Raw genomic sequence first — 16,964 nt, forward strand, 5'->3', positions numbered from 1 at the left:
GTATCTGATTAATTTCGATTTATTACCGGGGCGGTACTGTAACGCTGATGCGGGTATGCCGCATATCAATCCGGCGGGGTTCTGTTCGCCATAATGTCAGGCTATTTTTGCCGCCTCGCAGCGGGCGACCAGGCAAAGGGCGCAATGGCCGCGCCCTCTGCACACCGGGCCTGTGCGGCAGATCGTTCCGCCGNCCAGGCAAAGGGCGCAATGGCCGCGCCCTCTGCACTCCGGGCCTGTGCGGCAGATCGTTCCGCCGCTGCGCGGTACCTTCGTTCATTCCCGTGACCTTGACGGACCGGCCGCGATTCGCTCCTGCTCAACACGGCCTCTCGCCGCTTCCCTGCGGCTCGCCCTGGTCACACTCATTCACTCAGCGGCCCGGATGCCGCCTCCGGTAACCTGCCTTGGCTATGGATGGTTTTCAGCAATGAAAGTATCTGATGAATACTGGTTTATTACCGCAACGGTGTGACCACGCGCTATCCGCAGCGCTGAGCGCAGAGTGACGGCCCGGAGGAGCCGGCAGGACGCCGGCGATAGCACGGCTGAGCCATGGACGGCGAATCCGTGCGGTCCGGAAAGACGGAGCGATAAGCGAAGGAACAGCGAGGACTGCGCGAAGGCGTGGATTGTTAAGGCCCGCGCCCCCGGGCCTTAACCCGTCCGCCGCAGTGCGGCTGCTGAAACTCCGCCACTGATGGCGGAAGGAAGATGCACAGAGCCGGACGCTTATGCCCGAAGGCGGTGGATTAGCACTGATTATCGATAACGCCGATTGCAGCAAAACTGTTTCAGCGATAAAGGTATCTGATAAAGGAAGATGCACAGAGCCGGACGCTTATGCCCGAAGGCGGTGGATTAGCACTAATTATCGATAACGCCGATTGCAGCAAAACTGTTTCAGCGATAAAGGTATCTGATAAAGGAAGATGCTCAGAGCCGGAAGCTTATGCCAAAAACCAGTAACTCCGCACTAAAAGGTGACGCCCCGGCACGGATTGTTAAGGCCCACGCCACCGGGCCTTAACCCGTCCGATCGGTAGCAAGAGACTTGCTGTCGGAAAAATGTTCCCGGCACAAAAAAGCCGGGACAAACCCGGCTTTAAACAGTAAAGGATAACGGAAAACTTACAGCGCAGCGATGACTGCCTGCTGCTCGATAATTTTCACTCTGGCCTGTTGCAGATCACTCAGACGTTCACGCTCTTTCTCTACCACAGCGGCAGGGGCACGGGCGACGAAGCCTTCGTTAGCCAGTTTAGTGTCGATTTTCTCAATTTCGAGATCCACTTTCGCCAGCTCTTTTGCCAGACGTTCCAGTTCGGCTTCTTTATTAACCAGTCCGGCCATCGGGATCAGTAACTCGGCACCCTCGACCAGCTTAGTCACAGAAACCGGGCCTTTATCATCGGCGGCCAGCAGTGTCAGGCTTTCCAGGCGTGCCAGACGTTGCAGGAAGGTCCGGTTCGCTTCCACACGGCGCAGTACTTCGGGGGTAGCGCCACGCAGCAGCAGATCCAGTGGTTTACTCAGGGCAATATTCATTTCAGCACGAATATTACGTACTGATACGATAGCCTGCTTAATCCATTCGATGTCTGCCTGTGCCTGCGCATCTTCCTTCGCCGCATCGTAGGCAGGGAATGGCTGCAGCATAATAGTGTCATCGCTGTTACCGGTCAGAACCTTCACCTGTTGCCAGATGGTTTCGGTAATAAACGGAATAATCGGATGCGCCAGGCGCAGTAACGCTTCCAGTACCGTCACCAGTGTATGACGGGTACCGCGCAGTTCTGCCTCACTGCCACTGTTCATGACCGGTTTGGTCAGTTCCAGGTACCAGTCACAGAATTGGTTCCAGGTAAAGTCATACAGCAGACCGGCAGCGATATCGAAACGATAACTATCCAGTGCTTCGCGGTATGCTTTAACCGTACGGTTAAACTCAGTCAGGATCCAGCGATCAGCCAGCGACAGAACTTTCTCACCACCATTAAATCCGCAATCCTGGTCTTCGGTGTTCATCAGTACAAAACGGCTGGCATTCCACAGCTTATTACAGAAATTGCGGTAGCCCTCCAGTCGCTTCATATCCCAGTTGATATCACGGCCGGTAGAAGCCAGTGCTGCCAGGGTAAAGCGCAGCGCATCGGTGCCGGAAGGTTCAATACCATTCGGGAACTGCTTCTCGGTACGCTTACGGATTTTTTCTGCCAGCTGCGGCTGCATCATATTGCCGGTACGTTTTTCCAGCAAATCCGGCAGTGAAATACCGTCCACCATATCCAGCGGATCGATCACGTTACCTTTTGACTTGGACATTTTCTGTCCTTCATCGTCACGGATCAGGCCGGTCATATAGACGGTTTTGAAAGGAACCTGTGGCTTACCATTTTCGTCTTTCATAAAGTGCATGGTCAGCATGATCATGCGGGCAATCCAGAAGAAAATAATATCAAAGCCACTGACCACCACACTGGTCGGATGGAAAGTGCGCAGAGCCTCGGTATTCTCCGGCCAGCCAAGGGTAGAGAAAGTCCACAAACCGGAAGAGAACCAGGTATCCAGTACGTCTTCGTCCTGACGCAGCGCGACATCATCTGCCAGATTATTGTCGGCACGGACTTCGGCTTCATTACGGCCGACAAAAACGTTACCGTTATCATCGTACCAGGCCGGAATACGGTGACCCCACCATAGCTGGCGGGAGATACACCAGTCCTGGATATCACGCATCCATGAGAAATACATATTCTCGTACTGTTTAGGGACGAACTGAATATCACCGTTCTCGACGGCTTCAACGGCAACTTTCGCCAGTGGTGCAGTACGCACATACCACTGGTCGGTCAGCATAGGTTCAATCACCACGCCACCACGATCGCCGTAAGGTACGGTCAGATCATGAGGCTTAATTTCTTCCAGTAAACCGGCCGCATCGACGGCAGAAACGATGGCTTTACGGGCCGCAAAACGCTCCAGCCCGGCAAACTCAGCAGGGATCGCGGCATCGTAAACGCTACTTTCTTCACCGTTAGTATCATAAACCTGAGCCAGCTGACGAATATCGCCATCAAAGGTCAGAATATTGATCATCGGCAGCTTATGGCGACGTCCGACGTCATAGTCATTAAAGTCATGGGCAGGTGTGATCTTCACACAACCGGTGCCTTTTTCCATATCGGCATGTTCGTCACCGACGATCGGGATCCGGCGGTTAACCAGTGGCAGTATCAGTTCTTTACCGATCAGATCTTTATAACGCGGATCTTCCGGATTAACAGCAACGCCCGTATCCCCCAGCAGAGTTTCCGGACGGGTTGTGGCGACCACCAGGTAATCTTTGCCTTCGGCAGTTTTCGCGCCATCCGCCAGCGGATAACGGATATGCCACATAGAGCCTTTCGACTCACGGTTTTCAACTTCCAGATCGGAAATAGCGGTGCGCAGTTTCGGATCCCAATTCACCAGCCGTTTACCACGGTAGATCAGATTTTCTTTGTGCAGACGGATAAACACTTCTTTAACCGCATTGGATAACCCTTCGTCCATGGTGAAACGCTCACGTTCCCAGTCCACAGAGTTACCCAGACGACGCATCTGGCGGGTGATAGTGCCCCCGGATTCGCCTTTCCATTCCCAGATTTTGTCGATAAACGCCTCGCGGCCGTAGTCCTGACGGGTTTTACCTTCTTCCGCAGCGATTTTACGTTCAACCACCATCTGGGTAGCGATACCCGCATGGTCAGTCCCTGCCTGCCACAGGGTATTTTTCCCCTGCATACGCTGGTAACGGATCATGGTATCCATAATTGTCTGCTGGAAAGCATGTCCCATGTGCAGACTGCCGGTCACATTTGGCGGCGGGATCATAATGCAATAGCTTTCCTGGCGGGTATCACTATTGGGTTTGAAATAGCCTTGCTTTTCCCAGTGCTCGTAAAGCGGCTGTTCTATCTCTTGCGGATTATATGTTTTTTCCATTTCTGCTATGTCGTTTTTGGCGCGGAGTGCGTTGCCGTATTCAATTGGAAACCGACGCTGCGATACGCTTTATAGCGGTCACGCGCCAGCTGCTTCAAAGATTCTTCATCAGGAACGAAGTCTATCACTTCATGGAAAGCAGTAGCAAAATCTGCGAACCACGGCAGTAGGTTAATCAGCAAATCTCTGGAAGTACTGCCGCGTTTCTCCGGCCAGGCCAGTTCAACCGGCGCGCCATAACGCGGGCCTTCACCGGCCAGATTATGCGGAACAAATGCCTCTGCCGGACGTTGCCATAACGCCTCATCAAGGCGAATAGCCTGTTGTTCGTTTTCGCAGGCGACCAGGATGCGTTTACCTTCACGCCAGCGGGCAGCAGCCAGCTCGCAGGCCAGTGCTTCTGCCGCAGACAGGGTATCCTGTTGCAGATCGGGACCAGGGAGATAAAACGTGGCATTTTTCATGGGATTGCCTGTGTTTCATGAAGTAAAAAGAGTGACCGGAGTCACTCATAAAATAAATGATGCCGCGACTGCAGATCAAAAACCGTACACCCTGGCGGGCCGGGTGTACAGCGGCAGGCGGTTTACTCGTCGTTACCCAGCCCGGCACGGTTCAGCAGGAACTGTGACAGCAGCGGAACCGGACGTCCGGTAGCACCTTTGGCTTTCCCTGAACGCCATGCGGTACCGGCAATATCCAGGTGAGCCCAGTTATACTTACGTGTAAAGCGGGCCAGATAACATCCGGCAGTGATAGCTCCGCCGGGGCGTCCGCCGATATTGGCCATATCGGCAAAGTTTGATTCCAGCTGTTCCTGGTACTCATCAGCCATTGGTAAACGCCATGCACGGTCACCGGACTGCTCGGAAGCCCCAATCAGTTCATGGGCCAGCGGGTTATGGTTAGATAACAGTCCGCTGATATGGTGGCCGAGGGCAATCACACAGGCACCGGTCAGGGTGGCGACATCAATAACCACTTCCGGCTCGAAACGCTCGACGTAGGTCAGGGTATCACACAGCACCAGGCGGCCTTCGGCATCGGTGTTCAGCACTTCGACGGTCTGACCAGACATGGTTGTCAGAACATCCCCCGGACGCATCGCCCGGCCGTCAGGCATATTTTCACACCCGGCCAGCACACCTACCACATTCAGCGGCAGTTTCAGCTCGGCGACCATACGCATCACACCATAGACTGTCGCGGCGCCACACATATCGTACTTCATTTCGTCCATGCCTTCGCCGGGCTTCAGGGAAATCCCTCCGGCATCGAAAGTCAGACCTTTACCGACCAGTACAATCGGCCGGGCATCCGCATCCGGATGACCTTTGTACTCAATCACTGACATCAGGGACTCGTTCTGCGAACCGGCACCGACCGCCAGATAAGCATTCATCCCCAGTTCTTTCATCTGCTGCTCACCAATCACCCGGGTGGTGATATTCTGGCTGTAAGCGTCCGCTAACTGACGGGCCTGAGAAGCCAGATATGCCGGATTACAAATATTCGGTGGCATATTACCGAGGTCTTTAGCTGCTTTAACCCCGGCCGAAACGGCCAGACCATGCTGGATGGCACGTTCGCCACTGGTCAGCTCACGGCGGGTCGGCACATTAAAGACCATTTTGCGTAACGGACGGCGTGGTTCAGCTTTATTACTTTTCAGCTGATCAAAGCAGTACAGAGATTCTTTCGCCGTTTCGACCGCCTGACGTACTTTCCAGTAATTGTTACGACTTTTAACATGTAACTCGGTCAGAAAACAGACGGCTTCCATTGAGCCAGTATCATTCAGGGTGTTAATGGTTTTCTGAATAATCTGCTTATACTGACGCTCGTCCAGTTCACGTTCTTTACCACAACCAATCAGCAGAATGCGCTCAGAGAGAATGTTCGGCACATGGTGCAGTAACAGGGTCTGGCCCACTTTTCCTTCCAGTTCGCCGCGGCGAAGCAGGGCACTGATATAGCCATCGCTGATCTTGTCGAGTTGCTCGGCAATCGGCGACAGACGACGAGGTTCAAATACGCCGACAACAATACAGGCACTGCGTTGTTTTTCCGGGCTACCGCTTTTTACACTGAACTCCATGTATTCTCCTGAATCTTAAAGACAACAGCGTTTGCTATCGCTAGAATGTATAACTCTTATTCTTATTATGAAACAGTTGTACCATGACAAACACCATATCGGCGTCATAATAAGTTAAGATTCTGAGGGCTGATACCTCAGTATCCTGAGAAGGTGGTCATACAATTTTAGCCACGATGGCAGCCATTGATGAATTAAAATGGCTAATAAGCGTTGAAACTATCGACTTTCCTGCAAAAAGACAAGTTTTCACAGGCGTATTTAGCGTGATTATCATTAGATATCTGGTTCGGGAGACGCTTAAAAGTCAGTTCGCCATTCTGTTTGTCCTGCTACTGATCTTCTTTTGTCAGAAGCTGGTCAGGATCCTCGGAGCGGCGGTAGACGGCGATATCCCGACAAATTTAGTTCTTACTCTTCTGGGATTAGGGGTGCCTGATATGGCGCAACTTATCCTGCCATTAAGCCTGTTTCTGGCGATCCTGATGACGCTGGGAAGGCTGTACACCGAAAGCGAAATCACGGTCATGCATGCCTGTGGTCTGGGCAAAAGTGTGCTGGTGAAGGCGGCCTTGTTGCTGATGCTGCTGACGGCTGCTCTGGCGGCGATTAACGTCACCTGGCTGGGGCCATGGTCGGCGCGCTACCAGGATCAGGTGACCCAGAACGCCAGAGCCAACCCGGGTGCAGCCGCGCTGGCAGCCGGACAATTCCGTACTTCCGGTGACGGCAACTCAGTACTGTTTATCGAGAACGTGAAAGGCAACAAGTTCGGTAATGTTTTCCTGGCACAGCTGCGGCCCAAAGGAAATGCCCGTCCTTCGGTCGTGGTGGCGGACCAGGGCCATATGGAACAGCATGCTGACGGTTCCCAGACGGTGATCCTCGATAAAGGAACCCGCTTTGAAGGCACGGCGATGCTGCGCGATTTCCGTATTACTGACTTCACCAAATATCAGGCGGTGATGGGCTATAAAGAGGCCACTCTGGATCCGAATGATACGGACCAGGCGACATTCAGTACCCTGTGGCATAACCCTTCACCGGCATTCCGTGCGGAGCTGCACTGGCGTTTGACTCTGGTATTCTCGGTACTGGTTATGGCGCTGATGGTGGTACCACTGAGTGTGGTTAACCCGCGTCAGGGAAGGGTCTTATCGATGCTGCCGGCAATGTTGCTGTATCTGATTTTCTTCCTGGTACAGAGTTCATTCCGCTCAAATGCCGGTAAGGGCCGTCTTGATCCTGCCGTCTGGATGTGGTCAGTTAATCTCGGATATCTGTTGCTGGCGATTGTCCTGAACCTGTGGGATACCCTGCCGATGCGTCGATTCAGGGCCCGTTTCAGCCGCAGTGAGGTGGTCTGATGTTTGGAGTACTGGACCGTTATATTGGTAAAACCATATTTAACACCATCATGATGACTCTGTTCATGCTGGTGTCTCTGTCGGGCATTATCAAATTTGTTGAGCAGTTAAGAAAAACCGGCCAGGGCGCGTATACGGCGCTGGACGCCGGTTATTTTACCCTGTTAAGTGTGCCGTCAGACCTGGAACTGTTTTTTCCGATGGCCGCTTTACTGGGGGCCTTACTCGGACTGGGCAGCCTGGCACAGCGCAGCGAACTGGTGGTAATGCAGGCTTCCGGTTTCACCCGCCTGCAAATTGCTCTTTCAGTGATGAAAACAGCTATCCCGCTGGTATTACTGTCGATGGCGATTGGCGAGTTTGTGGCACCACAGGGTGATCAGATGGCGCACAATTACCGCGCCCAGCAAATGCTCGGAGGTTCACTACTGTCGACTCAGGGCGGGTTGTGGGCTAAAGATGGTAATAACTTTATCTTTATTGAGCATATCCAGAGCGAAAATCAGCTGAAAGGCGTCAGTATTTACCGCTTTAATGATCAGCGCCGGCTGGAAGATGTCCGTTTCGCGGCGACGGCCGACTGGGATAGCGGACAACACCAGTGGAACCTGGTACAGGTGGATGAATCAGACCTGACTAACCCGCAGCAAATTACCGGCTCTCAGACCGTGACCGGCGTCTGGAAAACCAGCCTGACCCCGGAAAAACTGAATGTTGTGGCGCTGGACCCGGATTCATTATCTATCCGCGGACTGAATGATTACATCAGGTATCTGAAACAAAGCGGACAGAAAGCAGAGCGTTATCAGTTGAATATGTGGAGTAAAGCAGTACAGCCTCTTTCGGTGGCCGTAATGATGCTGATGGCATTATCGTTTATTTTTGGTCCGCTGCGCAGTGTCTCTATGGGAATGCGGGTGGTAACCGGTATCAGTTTTGGCTTCCTGTTCTATGTACTGGATAAGATCTTTGGGCCACTCAGCCTGGTCTACGGGCTGCCTCCTTTCCTCGGCGCTATTTTACCGAGTGCCGCGTTCTTTATTATCAGCTTCTATTTACTGATTAAACGGCGCTAAAGGCTGCCTGAAAAAAGGGGTTCACTTGTGCGGTGAACCCCTTTTTTATGCCTGTTTCTCAGAAGCTCACTTCCAGACCGCTGAGGATATTCCAGTCATCAATACCTTCTTTTTGCAGCCGTGTCTGGTACTGCATACCGGTCGTCAGTGTCGTGTTCTCCGTCAGCCGTAATGCGGCCCTGGTTTTCAGCTGTACGCTGTCACCACCACGCCCGGCACTGAAACTGGAGGATGTCAGGCCGTCACTGATAATCGCCTGGCTGCCACCGCCCGGACGATGAATTAACCGTAAATCGACTCCGGCAGTCAGATTTCCGAGATCCAGCCGGTAGCCCGCACCGGCACTGAAATCAGGGTTGCGCTGTATCCGGTAGCGGACCTGAGCCTGATCTTCATCGCTAAATGGCCGGATATTCAGATACTGCCAGCGTATCCCCAGTAGCGGGGTGATACTTTGTGTTGCTGACTGCCAGCGTTTACCGGCATCCAGTCCGGCGGTCCAGCTACCGGCTTTCGGGCTGGCAACACCACCGCGTAAACCGGTATGCACCGTACCACTGAAGCGCGTATACCCGGCGGGCATTTCCAGCCACCAGCCAGCTCTGTGTTGCCAGCGCAGCAGGCTGTTAATACTCAGGGTATCAAATGCTGTGCGGCTGTCTCCGTCAGCAGCAGAGGGTTTTACTGAAAGTGAGCCCTTACTCACTCCCGCGCCGACGGTGATTTGCTGCCATGGCGATACGGCCAGTTGCCAGCGACCGCCGAGCATCCAGCCATTAGATTTACTGGTAAAATTATACCCGTAGCGGGCAAAGTCACCGGCCGTGTGGTAACGCTCCTCGCTATGGTAGCCATAAGCGAATATTGCCCGGTCCTGAACACGTACGCTATCGCTGAGCATCTCCTGTATGGCTGAACTGAAATTCCCCAGGGCTGACGGCAGTGAAATATAGGACGGCACCTGTGGTGTGGTTGCCGGACGAACCGGTTGCGGGTCTGGCTGTGGTGCAGGTTCCGGTACCGGTTGCGGGTCTGGCTGTGGTGCAGGTACCGGTACCGGTTGCGGGTCTGGCTGCGGTGCAGGTACCGGTACCGGTTGCGGGTCTGGCTGCGGCGCGGGTTCCGGTACCGGTTGCGGATCTGGCTGGGGCGCGGGTTCCGGTGCCACAGGTACTGTATTACCGTCACTGTTAAGCAGAATATTTTGCAGACGGTAATCCCAGTATTGATTACCTTCTCCGGTAAGTAAGCGTTCACCTGCGTCTGATTTTCCCGGGGCGAAGGCATATAAATCATATGCCCAGGCACCACGGGCCACATAACCACCCGCCAGCTTTACCCGCGTCTCATCAGAGGCCCCGCCGACCTGAACTAATGAGATACCTTCGTTGCTGTCCGCATGGTTATTGCCATTCGTATCGGTATTTCGCCAGATCCCTTGTGAGTTAACACTTACCAGCAATGGTGAACCGGCACGGCTATTCAGGTCACCCTCAATCAGCAAACGATCGGTAGTTGTGCCTCTAAAGCCTGAATTCAGGATCAACTGACCACCGTCAGGTATATCCAGACTGGCCATCTTCATAACCGCCCAGTCGTTTTCTGACTGTCGGTGCAGGCCGGGATAAAAGGTGACGTTCTTCCCTCCGGAAACTGCCCCGAGGCGGCCCGGGCCGGAGAGTGTTGTCTCTGCAAACATATTCAGCGGGCCGCTGACCACGGAGCGGACTTCCAGCTCACCTTCGCGGACACGGATCCCGCCCTTATTGCTGCTGTCACCGGTTAACGTCAGCCGTCCGGTACCGGTTTTTTCCAGCGTTCCCTCGCCGGTGATCTGCGCATCAATTTGTGCGGACAACTCGCCGAGAGTACTGACCCGCGGGCTGATATCGGCAATCAGTTGCGAACGGTCAGTCTCCAGCAGCACGCTGCCCTGCAGGGTACTGCGGGCCTGCATTATCAGCCCGGCGTTATCTGACAGGAGGGTTGTTGCATTAAGGGTGGCATGCTCTGCCACCGTCAGGCGACTGTCTGTCGCGACTCTGGCTGTTTCTGCAGTATACGTCTGCGGCTGCCAGTCATCGCTGTACAGCACATTACCGGCATGGAGTTCCTGCTGCCCGGCCAGTTGCAGGTGACCGCTGCTCACCGCCAGTTCCGCCAGGCTGGCACCGCCACTCAGTCGCCCGTCTGACAGGCTGGCACCGCCACTCAGTCGCCCGTCTGACAGGCTGGTCAGATTCAGCTTCCCGCTGGCCTGCGGGCTGCCGAGACTGCCGGAAAACTGATAATCCGCCCCATACAGTGTCACCTCAGAGGCCTGCAGAGCATTATTATTCAGTAAGCGTGCCCCGTTATCATTATGTTTTATTTCACTAAAGGCTAATGACTGGCCATTTAAATCCAGGTTGCCGCCCCGGTAGCCAAACTGAATATTGTCACTGCTGACCTGATCAGCACTGTTCAGCACAACTGTCGGGCGTCCGCTGACCAGCGTCACCGCGGAAAAGGCCTGTATTTTACCGTTACTGTCCGGCTGCTGGTCGAGGATCACCACTCCGTCACCGGTGTTCAGCGCACCGGGGTTTGCTCCCTGCCCGTGAACCCACAGGGTACCGGCACCGATTTTATGCAGCACATCGCCGGCCTGACCGTTAACCTGCCAGTCCACCGTATAATTCTCATCGACTTCGATACCGCCACCCACCCAGCGGGCATCTTCACCGGGCCCGGAAACGACCTGATAATTATTGGAAAACTGTAATTTTGCGGCACCGTGGTTAACGGACTGCTGCAATATAATAGTGCCGCCTTCCCCGTTAAATTGCAGGTCTTTACTGGCATCCAGTTGTTCATTCGTTGCCAGTGCCGGAATCAGGGTGTCGGTACCATGCCATTGCCACTGAGTATCAGCCTGGCGAATGCTGTCCGCTGACCAGAGAATATCCCCCGCAGAGCGGCGGTCAGTGACGGCCGGGTCGGTATTCTCCTGTTGTACGGCAGCGAGATGAGCATCCTGCAGAAACAGGACATAGCCCCGCAGATTATACGGCTCAGACCCGGAAATACTGGTCAGGACGCCGGCCAGTTTCCAGATTTTTTCCTGATTATCGTAAACGAACATCGGGCTGCCGCTGTCACCGGGCCTGGGAGAGGAGTCCAGTGGCTGAACCCGCGGATCCTCTGGCGAGTAGTTATACCAGCGCAGCCGCCAGCTTTCGAAAGTGGGTTCTGTCATAGTGCCACCGCTTTTCCATTGATAAGCACCTGACAGGTACCTCAGTCCGCCGGTATCGGCATCGACCTGGTATTGTGTGCCCGCGCCGACACGGGCAAACCATTGATAGCGGTCTTTATTTTTGGCGAGGTCTTTACCTTTAACCGTGGGTACCGGGGCCGCTTCCGTAACAACTTTATTCAGTCTCGGGACATGAAAATCACGCGCAGTATCATCGTTACGATTAATTAAACTATATTTTGTTTTGAAATTTGCATTATTACCGAAATCTGCTGTTTTATAACCGCCATTATGCCGGACACTGACAATATACGAGGGGGATATCAGGGTGGCATATCCCTGGGTGTTTACCGCACCAAAATCCGGTATCGGGTAACGTAATATACCGGCAGTGCTGCCATCAGTTTTTAATACGCTGACATTCTGTTTTCCCGGGCGGTATTTACCGAGGTTTTCCGCAAAGTCACGGTATTCCTGAACCGGGACATCTTCACGCATAATACCGGCATTACCTGGCGCAGGGACCAGAGAGGCAGAGCACAGCAGGGTTACAGAGAGTCGCTTCAAGGCTGATATCCTTAATTAATTCATGTCTTCCTGACGATGCGGCTTTATAACCAATAAAATAAATCCTGTCCAGAATTATGCCCCGGGAATGTTATTTCATTCTGAAAAAATAATATTACGTATTTAGTACTATTAATTATATTTAATCATTAGTCGGTTACTTATTTCTTTTAGCGGAAGTTATAATGTCAGCCAGTGGCGTAATAACTGAATAAATTCCGGTAACCGGGAGACTAAAAACAGTAATAGTCCGAGAACCCCGCCGACCAGAGTGCCATTAATACGGATAAACTGTAAATCACGGCCAATATTCTGCTCGATTTGGGCTGATAATTGCCGGTTATCCCAGCTTTTAATGGTATCGCTGATATGACGTGTCAGAAAGCGGGCGACGTCCGGCCCGCTGCGGGTCACCGCCTGTTCAATATGCCGGTTCAGGGAAGCCCGTAGTTGCGGATCTTTTTGCAGGACTTCTCCGGCCCGCAGGGCAGCCTGACCCATTTGCCTGGCGGTGGCTGACTCTGGCCGTTGCATATCCTCTGTCAGCCAGCGGCGAAGATCGTCCCACAATTCTCCCGTATACTGATGAAAGGTTTCATCTTCCTTAAGCCATGTTTTCAGTTGCCGGGCGCGTTGCTGCATCTGCGGATCTTGTTTCAATGCCTCAATAAACCGCTGTACACTGTGGTTAACACTGTCACGTAACTGATGGTGCTGATCCTGCGCGACATCCAGCAGCAGAGAATCCACCATCGCTGTCACTTTATCCGCGCCTTTTTCGCCCAGCCATTCCACAGAAATCAGCCGTGCCATGGTTGGATACTCCTGGCGAAACCAGCGGCTGATCTGTCCGGCAATAAACTGTCGTGACTGTGGATTTTCCAGCACCTGCACGACCTGTGCTATCAGTGAGTCCAGCAGTGCCTGATGGCGGTTTTCATGGGTCAGGCTTTCCAGCAGTCGGGCGGCAGTCTGACTGAAATCCACACTGTCGATAGCACGGCTTATCCCCTGACGCAAAAACCGCCGGATATGCTGGTCATTTCCGGCATTCAGAAAACCGCTGATCAGTTGACAGAGCAGGGTACTCAACCGCCCGGCATTCTGTGGTACGGTCAGCCAGCCGGCCAGTTTTCCTGCCAGATCCTGACGGCGCAGCAGGGCAATCATACTGTCGGTACTGAGAAATTTTTCTTCGACAAACCGGCCAAGACTATCGGCAATTCGCTGTTTATTGCGTGGAATAATCGCGGTATGCCGGCCGATAAAGGGCAACGGAATGCGGTGAAATAAGGCACTGACCGCAAACCAGTCTGCCAGTGCCCCGACCATAGCCGCTTCGGTCACCGATTTTACTGCCTGTACCGGCAGCGTCTGCGGCAGAAACAGGGTAACCAGAAAAATGATGCCCGCCAGCATAAGCAGGCATAACGCCAGACGTTTGGTTTTTTTCAGACCGGAAGTGTTATCCATATACAGCTCAGTAAACTCACAACATCAGAGGGTTAAGTTACAGTTATCAGGTTTCAGCATAGCAATCAGTCGTGCTTTTTTCCCGGAAAGGACCTTTTTCAGGACAATTCATCGCCGCCGGCAGAAAAATTATCATGCTGTTGCTGTAATAGCTCTCCGATAAAACTCAGAAACAGTTTCAGTGCCGAAGATTGCTGGCGGCCGGGCTATAGCTGAATCTGCAGGGTACGTTCTGTCAGCTGGCGGATTGACAGGCAGGGTACCGCCAGCGGGTGCTGTACCGGCATCACCGCCAGTTTTATCCCGCGCTCTGCATGCAGGCAAAACGGTAAGGCGAGGTCATATTCGCCCCGCTGCAGGTTTTCGGTAATCTGTCTGGCACTGGCGGTCTGTAAATGAAAGCGGACGGACGGATGCTGCTGGCGGTGCTCAGCAGTGTCTCGCTGATTGTTACCAGGCGTTATCAGGCGGTCTGAGCCTTACCCTGTACAGCGAAGAGGCCGGAACGGCCCCTTGATCAGACTAAACAGTTCAGATTATTTTCGCCCGCCAAACAGGCTGCCCAGCACACCCCGTAAAATCTGGTTAGTCACCTGACGAGTTGCGGTTTTTGCCATGGTCTGCACGACTCCGTCATGTTTACCTCCCCGTGGCCCGGTATAGCCAAACAGAATATTTTTGAGCCCGTCCAGCACTGTATTTTCTACCGCGTCTTTACCGCCTTTAGCCTGCGGGGCATTGGCCTGCTGACCGGCTGACTGAACAGCGTGCTGTAATAATTCGTACGCCGATTCCCGGTCCGCCACCTCGTCATATTTGCCGTACAGGGGGGAATGATTGATCAGACTGTTACGCTCATCACTGTTCAGTGGCCCCATACGTGAGCCGGGGGCAATAACCATCGCCCGTTCGACCACCGACGGACTGCCTTTTTCATCAAGGAATGAAATAAGTGCTTCACCGGTGCCCAGTGCCTGGAGGGCTTGTTCCGTATTAAAGGCCGGATTAGCCCGCAGAGTGGTTGCTGCGGCTTTTACTGCTTTCTGGTCTTTAGGCGTAAATGCCCGCAGGGCATGCTGTACACGGTTGCCCAGCTGACCCAGCACTGTATCGGGAATATCGGCCGGGTTCTGGGTGACAAAATATACCCCGACGCCTTTGGAACGGATCAGTCGTATTACCTGCTGAATTTTATCCAGTAATACGTCGGGAATATCATTAAACAACAGGTGGGCTTCATCGAAGAAAAACACCAGCTTCGGTTTTTCTGTATCACCGGTTTCCGGTAATTGCTCATACAATTCCGACAGCATCCACAGCAGGCTGGCGGCATACAATTCAGGCATCTGATACAGTTTTTCTGCACTCAGAATATTGATGATACCGCGGCCCTGCGCATCGGTCTGCAGCCAGTCTTTAATATCCAGCATAGGTTCGCCAAAGAAGTATTCAGCTCCCTGCTGTTCGAGGGCCAGCAAACCGCGCTGAATCGCCCCGACAGAAGCACTGCTGATATTACCGTACCGGGTGGTGAACTCTTTCGCATGATCGCCGATATACTGCACCATTGCGCGGAGATCTTTGAAATCCAGCAGCAGCATACCCTGATCGTCAGCGATCCGGAAAATGATTTGCAGCACGCCGGACTGGATCTGGTTGAGGTTTAGCAGCCTTGCCAGCAGCAATGGTCCGAGATCGGACACTGTCGCCCGTACCGGATGACCCTTTTCACCGAAAATATCCCACAGTACCACCGGATTATCCTGCGGCTGCCAGTCGGTCACTCCGATACTGGCTAACCTGGTCTGCAGTTTTTCTGAACTCTCGCCGGCTTTGGCAATGCCGCTGAGATCGCCTTTCACATCAGCCATAAATACCGGTACGCCTATCGCCGAAAAGGATTCTGCCATTTTCTGCAGGGTCACGGTTTTGCCGGTACCGGTAGCGCCGGTAATTAAACCGTGGCGGTTGGCAAGGGCCGGTAACAGGTTCAGGGTCAGTTGCGGAGTACGGGCAATCAGTAAAGGTGCAGTCATACAGTGTCAGTCTCTGAAAATTAGCAGTATTCGTATCCCTCAGACGGGAAACAGGTTTTCATTGGCATTATCCGCAACCAGTACGGATAACCGCTGATATGACTAAGACTATAGACAGTGGTGTGGCAAAAATATACCCGCTTATTTTACAGGTGAATGGCGAACTTCCCCCCGGCATGCCAGGTTTAATACTGATCCCCGCCCGCGGTCAGTGGCGACATTTCGTGCTAAATATTGATGGTTAGGTTATCAGTATATTAAATTTGTAATTAAAGTGCGCTAATGTAAGCGCTATCATTGTATTGGAAGCGTTTCCATCTTTTATTTTGTTAACAATTTTATAATAAATATATTCTGAGCAAATGAGAGTCGTTAATTATGTTGTTGCAAAAAAACACCACCCGCCGCAAATTCCTGCTCGGTTCACTGATGGCATTGCCACTGACTGAACTGGTGCTGAAGGGGCTGACCGCAGCTCAGGCAGCTGACATGGCTGCGCCCGAACTTGATCACTACCCGCCGGTATTTTTTCAGGCGGACGAATGGCAGTTTATCCTGGCGGCCACTGACCGGATTATTCCGGCTGGTGGCCCCGGCAAGGCCCCCGGTGCGCTGGAAACGAATGTGCCGGTATTTATCGATCAGCAGTTACATGACCCGCAGTTCGGTAAAGAAATTTATATGGAAGCGCCGTTTAATCCCCGCGCACCCGCGACTATGGGATATCAGATCCCTTTTTATCCGCAGCAGATTTATCAGACCGGTATCCGGCTGACGAATCAATGGAGTCAGCAAAATCTGCAGAAACCTTTCCATCAGCTCTCCGTGACGGAAAAAGATAAGGTACTGACAGCATTACAGAAAGACACTCTGGACTTCGCAGCACTGGGTGAAAATGACCTTAAAAGCTCACAGTTTTTCAGCCAGCTATTGGCGGATACCAAACATGGCTACCTTGCAGACCCGATGTATGGCGGCAACAAGGGCATGAAAGCCTGGATTGCTATCGGTTTCCCCGGCGCCAGGGCCAGTTATCTGGAATGGGTCAGGCAACATAACGTCAAATATCCTCTCGGTCCGGTCAGTCTGTTGGGCGAAACCGCCTGATTGCTGTTTTTCTGA

The 16,964-nt window shown here is 53.0% G+C and carries 10 protein-coding genes; 4 read left to right on the forward strand and 6 right to left on the reverse strand.

Annotated elements, in window-relative coordinates:
• Nucleotides 1-1,131: 1,131 nt before the first annotated feature.
• The 3 genes from JK198_RS14300 to pepA form a co-directional block, all read right to left on the reverse strand.
• The gene (locus JK198_RS14300) at nucleotides 1,132-3,987 is read right to left on the reverse strand and encodes a valine--tRNA ligase (protein ID WP_212710845.1); all 2,856 of its coding nucleotides are present in this window, start codon (nucleotides 3,985-3,987) and stop codon (nucleotides 1,132-1,134) included.
• A 5-nt stretch (nucleotides 3,988-3,992) separates the two neighbouring features.
• Nucleotides 3,993-4,451, reverse strand: coding sequence for a DNA polymerase III subunit chi (locus JK198_RS14305; protein ID WP_212709670.1), 459 nt, complete (start codon nucleotides 4,449-4,451; stop codon nucleotides 3,993-3,995).
• Nucleotides 4,452-4,573: 122 nt separating this feature from the next.
• Entirely contained in the window at nucleotides 4,574-6,085 is a 1,512-nt protein-coding gene (pepA, locus tag JK198_RS14310; RefSeq protein ID WP_212709671.1) for a leucyl aminopeptidase, read from the reverse strand.
• 266 nt (nucleotides 6,086-6,351) lie between these two features.
• Between pepA and lptF the strand changes: the two genes are divergently transcribed.
• Both lptF and lptG read left to right on the forward strand, forming a co-directional pair.
• On the forward strand, nucleotides 6,352-7,452 hold the full coding sequence (lptF, locus tag JK198_RS14315; protein ID WP_212709672.1) for an LPS export ABC transporter permease LptF: 1,101 nt from the start codon (nucleotides 6,352-6,354) through the stop codon (nucleotides 7,450-7,452).
• Nucleotides 7,452-8,528 (forward strand): LPS export ABC transporter permease LptG, encoded by a 1,077-nt coding sequence (gene lptG / locus JK198_RS14320; protein WP_212709673.1) that lies wholly within the window; start codon nucleotides 7,452-7,454, stop codon nucleotides 8,526-8,528. Before lptF ends, lptG begins: the two co-directional genes overlap by 1 nt.
• 58 nt (nucleotides 8,529-8,586) lie before the next feature.
• Here the strand turns inward: lptG and JK198_RS14325 are convergent, their stop codons facing one another.
• From JK198_RS14325 to JK198_RS14335, 3 genes are all read right to left on the reverse strand, one after another.
• Nucleotides 8,587-12,333: a S6 family peptidase gene (locus tag JK198_RS14325; RefSeq protein ID WP_212710844.1), complete on the reverse strand. Its 3,747-nt coding sequence runs from the start codon at nucleotides 12,331-12,333 to the stop codon at nucleotides 8,587-8,589.
• 180 nt (nucleotides 12,334-12,513) lie between these two features.
• The gene (locus tag JK198_RS14330; RefSeq protein WP_212710843.1) at nucleotides 12,514-13,806 is read right to left on the reverse strand and encodes a DUF445 family protein; all 1,293 of its coding nucleotides are present in this window, start codon (nucleotides 13,804-13,806) and stop codon (nucleotides 12,514-12,516) included.
• 536 nt (nucleotides 13,807-14,342) lie between these two features.
• Nucleotides 14,343-15,842 (reverse strand): helicase HerA-like C-terminal domain-containing protein, encoded by a 1,500-nt coding sequence (locus JK198_RS14335; protein ID WP_212709601.1) that lies wholly within the window; start codon nucleotides 15,840-15,842, stop codon nucleotides 14,343-14,345.
• 98 nt (nucleotides 15,843-15,940) lie between these two features.
• On the opposite strand from JK198_RS14335, the gene JK198_RS14340 reads away from it, so the two are divergent.
• Together JK198_RS14340 and JK198_RS14345 are read left to right on the forward strand one after the other, a co-directional pair.
• Nucleotides 15,941-16,087, forward strand: coding sequence for a hypothetical protein (locus tag JK198_RS14340; RefSeq protein ID WP_212709602.1), 147 nt, complete (start codon nucleotides 15,941-15,943; stop codon nucleotides 16,085-16,087).
• A 133-nt stretch (nucleotides 16,088-16,220) separates the two neighbouring features.
• Nucleotides 16,221-16,949, forward strand: coding sequence for a gluconate 2-dehydrogenase subunit 3 family protein (locus tag JK198_RS14345; RefSeq protein WP_212709603.1), 729 nt, complete (start codon nucleotides 16,221-16,223; stop codon nucleotides 16,947-16,949).
• Nucleotides 16,950-16,964: the final 15 nt, after the last annotated feature.

Source organism: Tatumella sp. JGM91 (assembly GCF_018257575.1).
Taxonomy (GTDB): domain Bacteria; phylum Pseudomonadota; class Gammaproteobacteria; order Enterobacterales; family Enterobacteriaceae; genus Tatumella; species Tatumella punctata.

What these genes read in the sequence shown, in the direction of transcription:
- pepA (WP_212709671.1), bottom strand. Translation starts at nt 6,085, where the DNA reads ATGGAGTTCAGTGTAAAAAGCGGTAGCCCGGAAAAACAACGCAGTGCC.
- JK198_RS14330 (WP_212710843.1), bottom strand. Translation starts at nt 13,806, where the DNA reads ATGGATAACACTTCCGGTCTGAAAAAAACCAAACGTCTGGCGTTATGC.
- JK198_RS14300 (WP_212710845.1), bottom strand. Translation starts at nt 3,987, where the DNA reads ATGGAAAAAACATATAATCCGCAAGAGATAGAACAGCCGCTTTACGAG.
- JK198_RS14335 (WP_212709601.1), bottom strand. Translation starts at nt 15,842, where the DNA reads ATGACTGCACCTTTACTGATTGCCCGTACTCCGCAACTGACCCTGAAC.
- lptG (WP_212709673.1), top strand. Translation starts at nt 7,452, where the DNA reads ATGTTTGGAGTACTGGACCGTTATATTGGTAAAACCATATTTAACACC.
- JK198_RS14305 (WP_212709670.1), bottom strand. Translation starts at nt 4,451, where the DNA reads ATGAAAAATGCCACGTTTTATCTCCCTGGTCCCGATCTGCAACAGGAT.
- JK198_RS14345 (WP_212709603.1), top strand. Translation starts at nt 16,221, where the DNA reads ATGTTGTTGCAAAAAAACACCACCCGCCGCAAATTCCTGCTCGGTTCA.
- JK198_RS14340 (WP_212709602.1), top strand. Translation starts at nt 15,941, where the DNA reads ATGACTAAGACTATAGACAGTGGTGTGGCAAAAATATACCCGCTTATT.